This is a genomic window from Streptococcus timonensis (assembly GCF_047460355.1).
GTDB lineage: Bacteria > Bacillota > Bacilli > Lactobacillales > Streptococcaceae > Streptococcus > Streptococcus timonensis_A.
The window spans coordinates 603136-618381 of sequence record NZ_JASHGL010000001.1; the positions used below are offsets into that span (position 1 = coordinate 603136).

General features: G+C 34.2%; 17 protein-coding genes. 5 read left to right on the top strand and 12 right to left on the bottom strand.

Annotated features, from left to right (window positions below):
* Window positions 1-22 precede the first annotated feature (22 nt).
* From QM941_RS03195 to QM941_RS03215, 5 genes are all read left to right on the top strand, one after another.
* A complete protein-coding gene (locus QM941_RS03195) occupies window positions 23-784 on the top strand; it encodes a hypothetical protein (RefSeq protein WP_414338769.1) in 762 nt (253 codons plus the stop codon).
* A gap of 162 nt (window positions 785-946) precedes the next feature.
* Window positions 947-1825: a tRNA pseudouridine(55) synthase TruB gene (gene truB, locus QM941_RS03200; RefSeq protein WP_414338772.1), complete on the top strand. Its 879-nt coding sequence runs from the start codon at window positions 947-949 to the stop codon at window positions 1823-1825.
* Between the two features lie 188 nt (window positions 1826-2013).
* On the top strand, window positions 2014-2505 hold the full coding sequence (locus tag QM941_RS03205) for a MarR family transcriptional regulator (RefSeq protein WP_075568071.1): 492 nt from the start codon (window positions 2014-2016) through the stop codon (window positions 2503-2505).
* Window positions 2506-2580: 75 nt separating this feature from the next.
* Complete coding sequence (locus QM941_RS03210; protein ID WP_075567499.1) at window positions 2581-3171, top strand: 3'-5' exonuclease; 591 nt, start codon at window positions 2581-2583, stop codon at window positions 3169-3171.
* Between the two features lie 8 nt (window positions 3172-3179).
* A complete protein-coding gene (locus QM941_RS03215) occupies window positions 3180-4943 on the top strand; it encodes a glycerophosphoryl diester phosphodiesterase membrane domain-containing protein (protein ID WP_414338775.1) in 1764 nt (587 codons plus the stop codon).
* 31 nt (window positions 4944-4974) lie between these two features.
* Here QM941_RS03215 and QM941_RS03220 read toward each other — a convergent pair whose 3' ends face one another.
* The 12 genes from QM941_RS03220 to QM941_RS03275 form a co-directional block, all read right to left on the bottom strand.
* Window positions 4975-5274, bottom strand: a complete 300-nt coding sequence (locus QM941_RS03220) for a YbaB/EbfC family nucleoid-associated protein (RefSeq protein ID WP_414338778.1) — start codon at window positions 5272-5274, stop codon at window positions 4975-4977.
* 71 nt (window positions 5275-5345) lie between these two features.
* Entirely contained in the window at window positions 5346-6497 is a 1152-nt protein-coding gene (locus tag QM941_RS03225; protein ID WP_414338781.1) for a tyrosine-type recombinase/integrase, read from the bottom strand.
* A gap of 1 nt (window position 6498) precedes the next feature.
* Window positions 6499-6747: a DUF3173 family protein gene (locus QM941_RS03230; protein ID WP_414338784.1), complete on the bottom strand. Its 249-nt coding sequence runs from the start codon at window positions 6745-6747 to the stop codon at window positions 6499-6501.
* Window positions 6748-7920 carry a Rep family protein gene (locus QM941_RS03235; protein WP_414338787.1) on the bottom strand — a complete coding sequence of 391 codons (1173 nt, stop codon included), beginning with the start codon at window positions 7918-7920 and terminating at the stop codon, window positions 6748-6750.
* Window positions 7921-8064: 144 nt separating this feature from the next.
* Window positions 8065-8667 carry a hypothetical protein gene (locus QM941_RS03240; protein WP_414338789.1) on the bottom strand — a complete coding sequence of 201 codons (603 nt, stop codon included), beginning with the start codon at window positions 8665-8667 and terminating at the stop codon, window positions 8065-8067.
* A complete protein-coding gene (locus QM941_RS03245) occupies window positions 8664-9758 on the bottom strand; it encodes a cell division protein FtsK (RefSeq protein ID WP_414338791.1) in 1095 nt (364 codons plus the stop codon). Before QM941_RS03245 ends, QM941_RS03240 begins: the two co-directional genes overlap by 4 nt.
* 3 nt (window positions 9759-9761) lie before the next feature.
* Window positions 9762-10094: a hypothetical protein gene (locus QM941_RS03250; protein ID WP_414338794.1), complete on the bottom strand. Its 333-nt coding sequence runs from the start codon at window positions 10092-10094 to the stop codon at window positions 9762-9764.
* A 234-nt stretch (window positions 10095-10328) separates the two neighbouring features.
* A complete protein-coding gene (locus tag QM941_RS03255; protein ID WP_414338796.1) occupies window positions 10329-11495 on the bottom strand; it encodes a hypothetical protein in 1167 nt (388 codons plus the stop codon).
* A gap of 54 nt (window positions 11496-11549) precedes the next feature.
* The gene (locus QM941_RS03260; RefSeq protein ID WP_414338798.1) at window positions 11550-12593 is read right to left on the bottom strand and encodes a DUF6287 domain-containing protein; all 1044 of its coding nucleotides are present in this window, start codon (window positions 12591-12593) and stop codon (window positions 11550-11552) included.
* Between the two features lie 2 nt (window positions 12594-12595).
* Complete coding sequence (locus tag QM941_RS03265) at window positions 12596-13060, bottom strand: NINE protein (protein WP_414338800.1); 465 nt, start codon at window positions 13058-13060, stop codon at window positions 12596-12598.
* Between the two features lie 15 nt (window positions 13061-13075).
* A complete protein-coding gene (locus QM941_RS03270) occupies window positions 13076-14278 on the bottom strand; it encodes an LPXTG cell wall anchor domain-containing protein (protein WP_414338803.1) in 1203 nt (400 codons plus the stop codon).
* Window positions 14279-14440: 162 nt separating this feature from the next.
* Window positions 14441-15046 (bottom strand): recombinase family protein, encoded by a 606-nt coding sequence (locus QM941_RS03275; RefSeq protein ID WP_414338806.1) that lies wholly within the window; start codon window positions 15044-15046, stop codon window positions 14441-14443.
* Window positions 15047-15246 lie beyond the last annotated feature (200 nt).

The window sequence follows — 15246 nt, forward strand, 5'->3', positions numbered from 1 at the left end:
CTTATTAATAGGGGGGTAAAACATGGAAATACAATTAAAATTACGTGGAAACTCAGAAGGATTTATCCTTGAGTCAAAATTACCTGATGATGAACATTGGACTGAAAGAATTGAAATCGTTCAAGAAGAGGAAGGTTACCGTCTATATGCAAAAGATGTAGAAATTCTTGTCTTGAGAGTATCAGAATTCATTTCTAAAAAGAAAAGAATAGTCGCAAAAGGGGTAAATAAGGATTTGATTTATTTTGAAGAAGAAAGATTTGACCATTTATGGGAACAAGCATACTGGCATGGAGTTTTTCAATTTAATTTAAATAACTATGAAATGACGTGTGTAGGTTCAGGTAGTAAAGGAGATATTTCACCTGTCACAAAAGATGGCATTCCGATTGCCGTTTATGCTGCAAGTAATATTGCAATTGCTGGAAAGAGAAATTTTTCTCTCTATACTGAAAATATTGACGAAATTGACAATTTACTGATGTTTTACGTAATTGATTATATTAGGGGATATGACTTTTTAGATATTGATTCTTTATCTGCAAGATATCGTTTCTTTTATCGATTCGATAAACGCTCAGCTATAACGAAGGAACATTTAGATATGCTTCCAGAGGCTAGAAGACCTTCTAAGTTAGAGGCGTTTATCATTTATTTTTTATCAGCCTTCTTTGTTGTGGGTATCAGTTTGGTATCATTACGCCCTTTGTTCTCACTTATAGTAGTACTACTGATACATTCTATTTATAATATCATAAAGAATTGGAGAAATAGAGATGAATAGTAGGTTATTTACCTATAGATTTGTTATTGATGCTACATAAAAAAATCTAAAAAAGGTTCTAATTGCCTGATTAAAGGCATGAGAGGATGGTTTAAATGATACCGGAACGAATTAAAAAAACTTTATTAATCACATGATGAGAAAGGAAATCAGAAAGCAAACATGAACGGTATTATCAACTTAAGAAAAGAAGCGGGCATGACCTCCCATGATGCAGTCTTTAAACTGCGTAAGATTTTAGGAACTAAAAAAATCGGTCATGGTGGAACCTTAGATCCTGATGTTGTGGGTGTTTTGCCGATTGCGGTTGGCAAGGCGACTCGCATGGTTGAGTTTATGCAGGATGAGGGTAAAGTCTATGAGGGAGAAATCACTCTAGGTTATTCAACGACTACTGAAGATGCTAGTGGTGAAATAGTTGATGAAACTCCTGTTTTAGCTCCATTGGATGAAAAGCTTGTCGATGAAGCAATTGCTAGTCTGACTGGACCTATCACTCAAATTCCACCAATGTACTCAGCTGTCAAGGTCAATGGGCGCAAGCTCTATGAGTATGCGCGTGCTGGTCAGGAAGTCGAGCGCCCAGAACGTCAGGTGACCATTTATAGTTTTGAAAGAACCAGTCCTATTTCCTACGAGGATAAACTTGCACGTTTTACATTCCGAGTAAAATGTAGCAAGGGAACCTATATCCGTACCTTATCGGTTGACTTGGGAGAAAAACTAGGTTATGCAGCTCATATGTCACATTTGACACGGACAAGTGCTGCAGGTTTACAGTTAGAAGATTCCTTGACCTTGGAAGAAATTGCAGAAAAAGTAGAGGCTGGACAACTGGACTTTCTCCATCCGCTCGAGATTGGGACAGGGGATTTAGTTAAGGTTTATCTTACTCCGGAACAGGCAGAGGAAGTCCGTTTTGGCCGCTTTATTGAGTTAGAGCAAACTGTGAAAGAAGTAGCTGCTTTTGAAGGGGAGCGACTTCTTGCCATTCTCGAAAAACGAGACAATCTCTACAAACCTAGAAAGGTTTTGATTTAAGGATTAAATGTCATAGTAAATTGATGAGCTCGACTCATCTTTTCTTGTTTAAAAATAACTATTTATGATGTATTCTATATTTTGTAAATTAATGTCTGAAAGGCTTGAAAACAGGGTGATATTTGACAGTTTTGCTTGCTTATGATAATATTTAATTTAAAGAAATGCTAGAAAAATCAGAGGATATTATGAGTATTGAGATGACTGTCAGTGAGATTGCTGAGGTCTTGGGTTTATCTCGCCAAGCAATCAATAATCGTGTCAAAGAATTACCAGAAGAAGACACAACAAAAAATGACAAAGGGGTTACTGTTGTTACTCGCAGTGGCTTGATTAAGCTAGAAGAAATCTACAAGAAAACAATTTTTGAAGATGAGCCAGTTAGCGATGAAGTCAAACAACGAGAGTTGATGGAAATCCTGGTTGATGAGAAAAATTCTGAGATTATTCGCTTATATGAGCAGTTAAAAGCTAAAGATAAGCAACTCTCAGAAAAGGATGAGCAGATACGAGTGAAAGATCGTCAAATTGCTGAAAAAGATAAGCAGTTAGATCAACAACAACAGCTAACACTTCAAGCCATGAAAGATCAGGAGAATCTTCAGTTAGAGTTAGAACAAGCTAAGCAAGAAGTTCAAGCAACGAAGAAAGGCTTCTTTGCTCGCTTATTTGGAAAATAAGAAAAAACTGCTTGGTTTTATAGAGAAACCAGGTAGTTTCTTTTCTTTTAGTAGTATAGAGTAGGAATATGTTGTATGGAAAAATTAAGAGAGTATATCTCCTTTGATTTAGAGTTTAATCAGCATGAAGGTGTAACACATCTGATACAGGTATCGGCAGTACATTTTAAAGATGGTCAAGAAATAGCTGCATTTGATTCATACGTTTATACAGAGGCTCCTTTAAAAAGCTTCATAAATGGATTGACTGGGATTACTTCAGAGACATTGAAAGGCGCACCAAAGGTAGAAGAAGTACTCCAAAAATTTCAAATTTTTGTTGGTGATTTACCCCTTGTTGGTTATAATGCAGCAAAGAGTGACTTACCGATTTTACTAGAACATGGTTTGGACTATCGAGAACAATATTTAGTCGATCTCTATAATGAAGCACTGGAGCGACGTAGTTCTGATCTTCATGGAATTGCTAATCTAAAATTACAAACTGTGGCTAATTTTCTAGGTTTTAAAGGGCAATCTCATAATAGTCTAGAGGATGCTCGTATGACTGGTCGAGTGTATGAAGCTTTTCTGGAGTCAGATGAGAGTAGACTATTACTCAATTCTCAGACTAGTCTCAATTCGAATCCATTTGGTGCCTTAGATTTATCACAACTTTTTGATTAGGAGTTTTTATGAAACCTGAAAAACCGAAAAAATTGGGTTTTAAAAAGATTTACCTTAATCTAGATAAAATCCTCTTTCTCTTTTTTCTAATCTTCATGTTGGTTGAGTATTTGTGGTTACCTTTAAACTCATGGTTAGCGGGACTTTTACTAACACGAACTGGATACTTATTTATATCTTACAACAACATCTTCTCTATTGTTAAAAATGCCCCTCTAGTTAGTTTTGGCTTCTTAGTTTTAATCTTTATCAACCTTTTAGTAGCTTATTTTCAGCTCAGTCTCCTCTTTATCGGAGCAAGGCATCTACTTTATCATGAAAAACGTACGCTGATAGAGTACACTCGAAAAGTTTTTCGAGAAAGCATTAAGTTTATGAGAAACTTGAACTTATCTAAAGTTGTATTTATCTTCTTCTACGTAGTTATGCTTTTTCCTTTCATTAGAAGGATGTTTAAAATCTACTATCTTAATAAGATTGTCATTCCAGAGTTCATCCAGACATATGTAGAAGAACAATATTGGATGTGGTGGTTAGGATTCATTATCTTATCCTTGCTATTACTCTATATATCTGTAAGATTGATGTTTGCTCTTCCTAAAATCTTTTACGACAACCTATCTGTGAGAGAAGCAGCGTGCTATAGCTTAGAGAAAACAAAAAACCAATTTTGGTTTTATGCCTGGCATATATTTTGGATATTGGTGAAGATGAATTTCTTCTTCTATTTGATTTTAATTCCATTACTGCTCTGTCAATTCCTAGTGGATAGTCTAACTCAAAAAGAATCTCTTATCCTTGCCATTCTAAACTTTGTTATCATCAAAAATGCTCATTATATGGCCTTGACTTACTTCTTAGTCAAATTCACCTCTTTCTTAACGGGAGAAGAACTTGATTTAATACCTAGACGAGAGAAAGACCATATCATGAGATGGGGTGTCATGCTCTGTGCTAGCTTCATCTTTGCAATAGAAGGTTATAATTATCTTGAGGCACCTTTAGTCAATCCACCATTGGTTATTTCTCATCGTGGAGTTTCAAATGCTAATGGTATTCAAAATACTGTAGAGTCTTTAGAGAAAACAGTTACTCTAAAACCAGATCTGGTTGAGATAGATGTCCAAGAAACCAAGGATGGGCAATTTGTCATGATGCATGATGCCAATTTAAAAAACTTGGCAGGATTAAACATCCGTCCGCAGGATTTGACTTTAGAAGAGTTAAAGAAAATTGATATTTTTGAAAATGATCATCAAGCAAAGATTTCGACTTTCGATGATTATATCAAACGCGCTAATGAACTCAATCAAAAGTTATTGATTGAGATTAAAACTAGTAACAAAGATAGTGAACAAATGATGGATAACTTTTTGGATCACTACGGTGCTAAAATTAAAGTATATGGCCATCAGATGCAATCTTTGGACTATCATGTAGTTGAAAAAGTTAGAAACTACGACAAGGACATTCCGGTCTACTTTATTATGCCTTATAATTCGGTCTTCCCAAGAACTAATGCTAGTGGTTATACTATGGAGTATTCTACTTTAGATGAATACTTTGTAACTAAACTTTGGAATACGGAGAAAAAACTCTATGTCTGGACAATCAATAGTTCAGAAGCTTTTAATAAGAGTCTCCATCTGGGGGTTGATGGTATGATAACAGATGATCTTGAAAGTATGCAAGCTCAACTAGCTGCCGCTCAAGAAGACCCAGAATATAGCGATTTACTGCTAAAGAAGGCAATGGATTTCTTTAATTTTTAGCAATAGAAAAGAGGCTGTCAGCCTCTTTTTTTTAAAATGGTAATTTTCCAGCGAAAGCGCCAAGTTTCTTTTTAGTAGTTTCATCGATTTGTTCAAGTGCGGCATTAAGAGCTTGAACAGTCATATCTGATAGAGTTTCGATGTCTTCTGGATCAACAATAGCAGCATCAAAATCAATTTTGACAACTTTCTTGTCCCCTGTCAAAGTAGCAGTTACAAGATTTTGAGCAGAAGTGCCTACAAATTCAGTTGCAGCAAGTTCTGCTTGGCTTTGTTCCATTTGTTTTTGAAGTTTTTGAGCTTGACGCATCATGTTTTGCATATTCATCATAATATTTTTAAGATTCCTTTCGTATCAAGGCTTTGAGCCTTGTTTATTAAATTTTTTTGCCATTTTTTGCCCTAGAAGTTGTCAAAAGCATTGGCGACTTCTTTTTGTTGAGTTGGGAATAAATGCGAGTAGATGTTGATAGTTGTATTAATGCTACTATGTCCGAGTCGTTTCATAAGTGTAAAAAATATATAATCTTTTCCCTCACCGTTTCTGAGTCCTTTTGAAACTAGAAACGCTGCATGTGAATGTCGGAAATCGTGATTACGAATCATTTTTAATGACGCAGGCATTCTTTTTTTCAGTTTAATCTTTTGATTAGAAACCATTGGAGCGGTCAGTTGTAAAGGACTGTCTTGAAAGATTTGTAAGTCTTCTGTATTGTCCGTAAACTCTACTAATAGGTGAGCTTGTTTTTCTTTCCATTCCGTTAGTTCTTGAACGAATGCTTTATGAATATAAATTCGACGATTGGATTGAGTAGTTTTTACCGTTCCGATATGGACCTTGTTATTACGAAAGTAAGCAGAATACTTAATATCGATATATCCCTCTGATAAATTAATCTGTTTCCAAGTTAAGGCCAATGCTTCGCCAACACGAACGCCTGTAAACATCAGCACTCGATAAAATAGCTGAAACATGTATTCATCTTCTGTGAACAGAGAATCAAATAGCTTGAATTCTTCAGGAGTGAAATAAGACATCTCCTTGTGTTTATCAGGAAGTTTTCTTAGTCCATTGCATGGATTATCTTGTCTAAGACGATTAGCAACAGCAACATCAAACATTTTATGCAGAAAAATCATTAGCTGATTAACGGTCGTACTTGATAGTGTTCCTCCTTTGACACTTGGTTGTTTGACCAACCAATCTCTAAATTTTTTTACTTCATGGATAGTAATGGCAGACATATCTGCATGCTCAAAAAACTTAGAGACATATTGGTTATAATAGGATATCTGTGTATCAATGGTACCACGTTTATTCCCACGGAGTTCATCTTCTTGTTGAACTAAAGAGTAAAGGTGAGAAACAGATATTTTATCTTTAATCTGAACTTGGTGAAGTTTGTTTAATCGATAATCTGCTTCATATTGAACAGCTTCTTTACGAGTGGTAAATCCTGACTTTCTATGCCGTTTGATTTCACCAGTCAATGGGTCTATGCCATCGGTAATATCTACTTTCCATTTTCCCTTGTATCCTTTGATAACTGACATATTATTTTCCTCTTTCTATGTCAGTAGCGAAGAGTACAGTATCTATTATATCATTTTTTGAGATGATTTTGAATCCAAGAATTTCTTCGGCAATAGTCTTTGGTATTCTTCCAATCCTTTTGTTTTTATAAATTTTGAAACCTCTTTCGACAAGTAATTTTTTACCCTCTCGTATAACACGTCTAGCTGTGCCTTCTGGATATCCTTGATTTGCGATATCTATGTAGGTAACTGTTTGAATTTCTTGCATTTATTCATTCCTTTCCTTTTTCTTATTCAATTCTAAAAATAACTGGTACGATTTGTCTTGAATAGTTTCTTCTCTATCAGTCTGATTTTTAAAGGGGTTTGGTAATTTATTGCCATGGTCTATATAAAACATCTGGTCCATTGGTTCGTACTTGTAAAATTGCAGATGTTCTTTTTTGACTTCAACTACTAAGGATAATCTTCGCATTAGCTGGCCCCAAGAATCGATATGACTTGTTTTTCTTTTCTTAGTTAATTCTAAAAAGAAATCATAGGGAGAGTAGGGGCTAGTGATGATATAAATATTAGCTAGTAACGGCTTATCAAAATAACGACTACTTGCCATCGCTTTAACATTGTAAGGGTCAAACATTTTGAGTAAGTCTGAGTAGTCAAATTGATGGGGGCGTAATTCGTCTAAAATAATCACGTGTTCTAAATTGTATTGTTGAAAAGGGTCACGGATTGAGCCCGTAATAAAATAGTTAAGGTCATACTGTTCTGCGTATTGACGTGCTAGACGAGTCTTCCCTGTTCCCGCTTTTCCAAAAAGCCAAATAATCGTAACAATTTCATTCTTGTCAATCATTTCTTGTCGCCATAGTTCAGCTTGTGTTTCTAGTCGTTTTAAATAGACGGTTTCTATTTTTTGCCTTGCTTTGGCATATTGTGAACCAGTAAGTCGTTGTTCAATTTCTGATTTTGTAATATCACCAGTATAAAGTAGATCCAGTAGATTATCTATAATCATAGTGTCATTTATTTCATATCGTTTAGTTACATTTTTTTCTATGGTGTCTAATAGGAGTAAATAGTCAAAATTCGCAATAACTTCTTTGGGAGAATATTGGTATTTATCTTGATTAGACTCCGTGTGATGAACGAGATATGAATAAGCATTGTTTACTGAACCCCTCCATTGCTCAAAACACTGTATTGGTTGTTTAGTCAACTTAGCAAGATTGTTTAAACTTCTAGCACTTTCAAACTGTAAAACAAGGTGTATATGTGGTGCGACAAGGTGTCCCTCTTGCCCGATATCCTTATCATGCAATATTCCCGCAAAACGAATCGGTTTTAGAATGTTCGTCATATACTCGATGATATCTTGTAAATTTGAAGCTTGGAAATACTCAATCTGTTGAACAAACATAATATTTCTGGCTTTTGCCATTTTAAACTCCTTTCTTTTTTGGAACAATGGAACAAAACTATACTGCTTCAATAACAAGCCCTGAAGCAGTATAATAAAGCTCCTAAATGAATTGAAACAAAACCAGCTTGGAGCTCTTGCCTTACGGCAAGCTCCGCTGGTATTTTAATCATTAGAGATTCTCTCTCCCTCAATATCATATGAATAATCATTTTGATTAGAGAATTGATATAAATTCTGATATTTACAAATCAGATTTTTACGCAAAAATTCTGCTTTATCTTTTAAAATTTCGTCAACCATAAGACTTTGAGCGTGTGGTATAATAACATAAATATAGTCACCCGTTAAAATACATCTGATAGAGTAAATGACAGACTTATACTTTTTTAAAACATCACTATCAATCATTTTAGTTTCACTTAGCATTTGTTTTCGTACTATCCTTAATAGATCTACTGTTTGGAAAAAGTTCAAAAACTTATCTTCTTTTATCCATACGATGCAAAGAAGGAGATGAGCTAAAAGATAGATGATTAGGACAATAGTCATTGCTTTAAATAGTATAGATTGTGTTATTTGAAAATCATCTAAAATTTGCCTCCAATCGTCCCAAGAGATAATAGTGCTAACTTGGTTGATGAACCATATACCTGCTAGAGATAAACTCCACAGAAAGCTCAAGAGTAACTCTAAAGGCAGTAAATAGTAGAGTTTATCGGTAATGACAGTGCTATTTCTCATGATTTTATTGTTAATGTTTTTCATATATTTTCTCCTTTAAATGTTGGTATAAGCAATGGCATAACATTAGGTGGTGTTATACCGTCAATAACTTGAACAATACCAGTTCCTTTTCCGTTGGGAATGACAATTCCTGTCTCTGAATCTAAGTCTGGAAATAAAAACGTTGTCGTTTTTCTGTTGATTAAGCCGAGCTGAATCATGCAGCTACACTGCTCTCTAACGGCAATCGGTAAAGCGTTTGTATCCATCCGCTGACTCACTAGGATTAGATGGACAGATGTTGCTCGTCCAAGTAGTGCAATATTAGATAATAGTGCAAAAAAGGTATCTTTAACATTTTTGGAAGTCAAAGATGTTAAAGCGAGTAATTCATCAATTACCAGACAACGGTGTTGAAATTTTTTAGAAGGATTTTCAAGAAGCTCTGCTTGTCTTTGATAGATAGTATCTAGTTCTACTTTTAGCAGGGTGTTCACCTTAGATAAAAACTCATCCGCTGAGAAGTCTCTCTCTTGATAAAGTACAGGTATGCTCTGTTTTAAGCAGTAACGAGAGATAGAATCACATTTAGGGTCTACGACTGTTACATGAGCAAATTGATTAATAACAGAGATTAGATAGGTCAAAGCGTAGCTCTTTCCAGAACCAGAAGAACCAGCGATCAAACAATGAACTATGCGATTGAAATCAATACGATAGTTTTTCATGAGTTCAAAACTTTCATTTTGAACGGTAATATCAGATAGCTTTTGATACTTCAATCTTTCCGGTATTCCCTTAAAGAATGGAAATCGAAAGGCACGACTAGTGTTAATGCTTGCACTATCACGTTTGACAATGTAGGCCGACGGCTGCTTAAGGAACGTTAACACAGGGTAAGCACTTGTTGATAAAATTTGAAAAATCTGTTGGTAAAGACTATTATCCAAAATGTACGCACAAGGAAAGCGAGGAACAAAGTCTAGATAATTGTCACCATAGATAAATTGGAAGGAATTAGTAGTTGAAGAAATAGAGCTGTTTTGCAACCCTATTTCTACACACTGAACCAGGTATTCAGTATCAACTACCAGCTCCCGTTTATTTTCTGATTGAATAAACGGAAATGCCATTAGTTACTTACCTCCTTCTTTGATAATTTTTACAGATTCGGCTTTAAAATAAACATTACTTTTCACTTTACAAGCAACAGGATTAATTAACTCAACCTCTGCGAATTGTTCAATTTCTTGCGAAGTGGGGAATTTGACAAGAAAAGGATTCTGACCAGGGATAATGAAATATCGACTAAATCCATCTACTTCGTCAGTCCGCTTATTATCTTTATAGACCCACTTAATCTCTTCTTCGACAGATAATGAACTAAAGATAGGTTTTTCTCCAAATATTTCATGGAAAAGGGCGATATTGTATCCATAAATTGGATTTTTATATTTAAATGCACTCATGTGCTATTCCTCCATAATCAGCATGTCTAGAATTTGCTGATTTCTAATAAAAAATATTTGTGTAATGAACTAGGTACCTTTGTTGCTCTTTACATAAGCTATTATATTTGGTTTTAATAAGGAGATTGTATACACTAAAATGAAATTTAGAGATAAAATTGTATACCTTGGAAGAAAGAATATATGATATGCAATAAAAAAAGACTTCACGATTTTAGTCGTAAAGCCATAATTTTATTCGTAGTCTTGATTGTCTATGAAATCATTTACGTAGAGAGTTAGATGCTTATCTTTTGCTTTTTCATAAAATTTGATAAGTTGAGTTAAATCAGAATAGAGTTTGAATTTATCATAGTTATCACTAGTATACTCATAATTACTATGTATCTTTTCTAAAAATAAATTCTGGTACTGAATTAGTTGTAGAAATTGAATATGAAATAGACTATTAGTTTTATCTACCTGTTCTCTTTTTAGTTCGATTACTAAAAGATAGTATATATCATCTTCCAATAGAATATTTAGAAGAGAATCAGAACTTAAATAGTCTATTATTTTGCTAGGAGTATTATTTTTACCTCTGGTATTCAAGCTATTGTTAAATGTTTCTATAAACTTATCAAAAATTAAATCAATTATTTTATATATAGTATGTTCGAATGCTTCAAATATATAAATAATATTTTCAGGTTTACGTAGTAGAACAGAAGTAATATTTCCTAAATCAGTAGTGTACCAGGTTTGAAGTTGGGAATTGACTTTTTCAAAGTCTCTAGCATATTCAGTTTGTAATTTACGGTTAAAAGAAACACTGTGTTGTTCATCTTTTGATTTAAAAGGAGTATATTTATCAGGATAGTTATCTGAATAATAAAAAACGGAATTTATGAAGTGCTTTTGGAAAGTGGGATAGCTTAGTAAAAATTTTAATACTATATTACCTAAACGTTCAGTTTTTTTATTAGGTTTGATACCGAGAGATTGAGATTTATGGTATAAATCTCGCCAAGTCTCAGATGAAACAGAGTCAATTTGAACATCTATATTATTTAAAAGACATCCTAAAAGTAAAATTTTTACGATTTCTTGTTTCTGTTCATTATTTCCTAAAAGCAATTCATCTTGATTACAATCAAGGGTAGCGGTTAATGCATTGATTTGATTTTCTGTTAAAAAACTTCTAGTATAATCGTAAATCTTACCTTTTTCTATTTGACTAAGATTCCCTCTTGTTATTCCAGTTTTTGGATCAGTTTTTGTATTTCCCGTTTCTTTTACAATCTTATCATATGCGCATTGAGAGATATGAGTAGAATAATTTTTAAAATTAAAATTTTTCCTTTCTCTATCCAGTCTAATACGTTCTCCAATATTTTTATATAAATATTCTGTAAAATCCATGATTTCCTCCTTATCAAAAGGAACCGCGTATGAGCGGTTCAGTAGTTCATTTAATTATTGAACCTTATAGAAAAATCCTGAGCTATTTCCTTCTATAAGTTGTTGTCCGGTCCATAGTCGTTCTTGGCTAATATCGGATGGGTCCTTATATCCGTTTTCGGGTGAAGAAGTGATAGCCATTGTCAAAGGAATTCCTGCAGGTAAAAAGGCAATAGCAGAACCACCAGCACCTCCATTTTTAGGAAGTAAAGTAGCCTTAAGGTAGTGGTCAATTTCTTTAGAGTATTCAATTGAAACTTGCGAATTATCACTAACCAGTCCATGTTCATCAAATACAAGTTCTACACCAGCACTATTGCGCCATGTACCAGAAATGCTTGAAAAATCACCGTTTTGGATGGCAGATAGATTCATTCCTTTAATTTCTTGTGAAGGTGTTGTTTCTCCTGATATTGGATTTGTTACGGATTTCCAAGAAAATGTATCTTGGTTCAGTAGTGGTGGTCTAGTTCCTAATCCAGCTTCTGTATCTGATTCAATAAGTAATTCTAAATCAGATGTATTCGTATTTAGTTTATAGAGTTTATGAGATTGTTTACCACCAGATGCGCTTGAAAGTTGAAAATAACTATCTTCAAGAGGGACAAAAATCACTTTTTCTCCGATAAAATCTAAATGATTTTCTGCATTAGTGAGTTGAATGACTTTATCATTCTGGATCGTTCTGATGTCTAGAATGTCATGTTTGCCTGACTTAATTTTCAGAGCAATAATTAGTTCGTCCGTCCCATTTTTATCAAAATCATATAGGCAGTAATCTATATCTGAATATACTTGAGGATAGTTATCTTTTAAGTTAGCTTTGGGATTAATATCCTTGGAGGGGTTATTTTGTGGTTGAGAATATTTTTCTATTACCTCGTTATATAAACTATAATCCGTTTTCTTCACTTCTGAAGAGGAGCTGGAAGATTCCGTGCTAGTAGAACTCGTCTGTTCTGTACTTGCGGAAGTAGCAGACTCTTGCTTTTGTTGGCAGGCTACAAGAGTTAGGCTAGTTAAAGCAAGAATAGTAAATAAGGTTGTTTTTTTAATCATAATTAATCTTGTAGTTCAAGTCCTTGAGCATCTTTATGCCATTTATTTCCAGATTTTGATGTTAATACTTGGATTCCAATGACTAGATTCCAAATAAGGTTAATCAAAAAGACAAATGGAAGTAGGAATGGAATCATACCTAATAAAGTAATAACAAGACGTATAATAGCTTGTTTAGAATTTCCTATATAGAAATCATACCCTCCTAGAGCACCGAGAAATAAAGCTAGTAAACCTGCAGCAACTTTAGATTTATCACTTTTACCACTGATGGGAAGATTGTCAGTAAAGTTAGCTAGATTATCTACTTTTGATACGATGTATTCACTACCATTTTGGTAAAATTCTACGTAATCTCCTAGTTGTGGCTCGAAACCAAAGCTAGTCCGTGGAATAGCTGTAAACTGCCCATCAGAACCTTTCCCTACATAAATTGTTCCATCCTCAATTTTAATAATTTTATACATTCGTTTAATTTCTCCTTACCCACGTTTACGTTTTACGATAAATCCTAAGCCTGTGATTGAAAGGACAGTACCTAAAATACCAAGAATAGATGTTGATTCACCGGTGTTTGGTAAAATCTTCTTGTCATTATTTTTATTGTCTTCTTGTTTAGTAGTAGAAGTGCTAGTAGTTTGTTGTTTTTCTTGTGATAGTGTATTATCAGAAGTTTGTTTGCCTGTCTTCGTATCACTAGTTTTATTAGTACTTAATTCATTTTTATCTTGCTTGCCAGTGTTATTGTTAGTAATTTGTTTATTTTTGTCATTGTTTGGCTGTTGATTGTTATTAACGTTGTTTGTTGTCTGGTCTGACTTCGGTTTTGTAGTACTGTCTTTTGGTTTTTCAGGTTGAGTAGTAGTTGTTGCGTTACCCTCTCCTGTTAATGTAACCTTCGTGCTAAAGACAAAATGGCGTTTTCTTTTATCAGTATTTTGTCCGTAAGTTGGTCCTGTAGTCCCTTCAACTGTTAGAATGTAGTTTCCTGGAGTAAGAGATGGCTCAAAAATAGTCCCTTCAAGAAGATTAGAATAATACAGAGCATTCGGTTCTTTTAATTCTTCAGACAGACCTTCTAATACAACACCAGTTTTAGCAACTTCTTTCCCTGTTGCCTTCTCAGTTAAAGTTGCTTGAATGTTTGGAAGAATTGGGCCAGCATGGGGAGCCGCTTCAGGTAATTTTGCTTTAAATGTTAATCCTGTAGAGGTTGTTTTTATCTCAGTAAATTTAAATTTACCAGTAATTTCCTTGATGTCATTAGAAATTTTCCCTTCATCTGCTGGTTTAGCCGGAGTTTCAGGTTTGACATCTTCTACAGGTTTAGCCGATTCGACTGATTTAGAACTTGATAAAGCTTTAGCAACTTTTTGAACTGTAGGTTCAGGATTTTCACCTCGGGATACACTATGAAGAATAGCATACACTTCGTAATGCTTCAGATCTTCAGTCGGTACAACACCCGCTCTATAACTTCCGTACTCTGCTAGATATCTGTCTTTAACGTTATTGAGAGCTTTATCAGCTTCTTCATACGTTTTGTATGGATCTGAAATAATCTCTACTGAATCATTTGCAGTATCTCGATTGATTTGAGCGTCTGCGTAGACGGCGTTAGCACCGATTGTTGTGGTTGCAAGAATAGCAGTTGCAAAAAGTTTAATTTTTGATTTTGTCTTCATTAAAAGAGACCTCCTATTTTTATGAAGCAATCCCTTGTCCAATAATGTAGACTTTTATGGACAAAATTGGTAGAATAAATATCGAAGATATAATCCATCAAAGTACTAAATTTTCCATTATTTTGGATTGAAAATGGTGGAATATTAGTTGTCCAAAATTTTCTACCTTTTTTGACAAAAACTATAGTTTTTTAGCCAATTATGAAAAGTACTTTTTGAAACTCCTAAGATTTCTGCTCCCTCACGAATAGTTATTTCTTTTTGGCTGTGTTTTACGGCTAAATCATAAAATTTTTCTGGAATATTTATCTTAGGTCTTCCGAATTGTTTGCCTCTTTTATGAGCTTCTCGAATTCCTTCCAGTTGTCTTTGCTTGATTTGTTCTCTTTCCATTTGAGACACGTAGGACAGAACTTGTAAAACCAAATCAGAAATTAGTTTACCAGTGATTGTATCGCTGGTATTTTTAGTATTTAAGAGTGGAAAGTCTAAAACGCTGATATGTACTTTCTTTGTCTTAGTTAGTAACTGCCATTGTTCTAGAATATCATCGTAATTTCGTCCGAGTCTATCAATTGATTTGATGACTATTTCATCACCTGTTTGTAGAACCGATAGCAATTTTTGGTATTCCGTCCTGTCAAAATCTTTTCCAGAGGCCCTATCTATAAAAATTTGATTTTTGGGGATATTTTCTAATGACAAAGCAGACATTTGTCTATCGATATTTTGCTCCTTAGTGGATACTCGTACATAACCATAACGCATAAGGTTACCACCTATCTTTTTATCTCTATTTTAGACGAAAAGAAAACTACCGCCCAAAATGAGTGGTAGTTTGGTGTACTCTTTGCTACTGTATTTTTTTTGCCAAGATTTTGTCTTGTTTGCGTGAATAGTAGTGTTAGATAAAAAAACCTAAAGACTTAAAGTCCTTTTAAATCAACCTTTTTGATGTTTACAAAAAT

Coding starts and splice junctions, on each gene's coding strand:
- truB (WP_414338772.1), top strand. CDS start 947: ATGAACGGTATTATCAACTTAAGAAAAGAAGCGGGCATGACCTCCCAT.
- QM941_RS03195 (WP_414338769.1), top strand. CDS start 23: ATGGAAATACAATTAAAATTACGTGGAAACTCAGAAGGATTTATCCTT.
- QM941_RS03220 (WP_414338778.1), bottom strand. CDS start 5,274: ATGATGAATATGCAAAACATGATGCGTCAAGCTCAAAAACTTCAAAAA.
- QM941_RS03225 (WP_414338781.1), bottom strand. CDS start 6,497: ATGTCAGTTATCAAAGGATACAAGGGAAAATGGAAAGTAGATATTACC.
- QM941_RS03210 (WP_075567499.1), top strand. CDS start 2,581: ATGGAAAAATTAAGAGAGTATATCTCCTTTGATTTAGAGTTTAATCAG.
- QM941_RS03240 (WP_414338789.1), bottom strand. CDS start 8,667: ATGAAAAACATTAACAATAAAATCATGAGAAATAGCACTGTCATTACC.
- QM941_RS03270 (WP_414338803.1), bottom strand. CDS start 14,278: ATGAAGACAAAATCAAAAATTAAACTTTTTGCAACTGCTATTCTTGCA.
- QM941_RS03235 (WP_414338787.1), bottom strand. CDS start 7,920: ATGGCAAAAGCCAGAAATATTATGTTTGTTCAACAGATTGAGTATTTC.
- QM941_RS03260 (WP_414338798.1), bottom strand. CDS start 12,593: ATGATTAAAAAAACAACCTTATTTACTATTCTTGCTTTAACTAGCCTA.
- QM941_RS03205 (WP_075568071.1), top strand. CDS start 2,014: ATGAGTATTGAGATGACTGTCAGTGAGATTGCTGAGGTCTTGGGTTTA.
- QM941_RS03255 (WP_414338796.1), bottom strand. CDS start 11,495: ATGGATTTTACAGAATATTTATATAAAAATATTGGAGAACGTATTAGA.
- QM941_RS03230 (WP_414338784.1), bottom strand. CDS start 6,747: ATGCAAGAAATTCAAACAGTTACCTACATAGATATCGCAAATCAAGGA.
- QM941_RS03265 (WP_414338800.1), bottom strand. CDS start 13,060: ATGTATAAAATTATTAAAATTGAGGATGGAACAATTTATGTAGGGAAA.
- QM941_RS03275 (WP_414338806.1), bottom strand. CDS start 15,046: ATGCGTTATGGTTATGTACGAGTATCCACTAAGGAGCAAAATATCGAT.
- QM941_RS03215 (WP_414338775.1), top strand. CDS start 3,180: ATGAAACCTGAAAAACCGAAAAAATTGGGTTTTAAAAAGATTTACCTT.
- QM941_RS03250 (WP_414338794.1), bottom strand. CDS start 10,094: ATGAGTGCATTTAAATATAAAAATCCAATTTATGGATACAATATCGCC.
- QM941_RS03245 (WP_414338791.1), bottom strand. CDS start 9,758: ATGGCATTTCCGTTTATTCAATCAGAAAATAAACGGGAGCTGGTAGTT.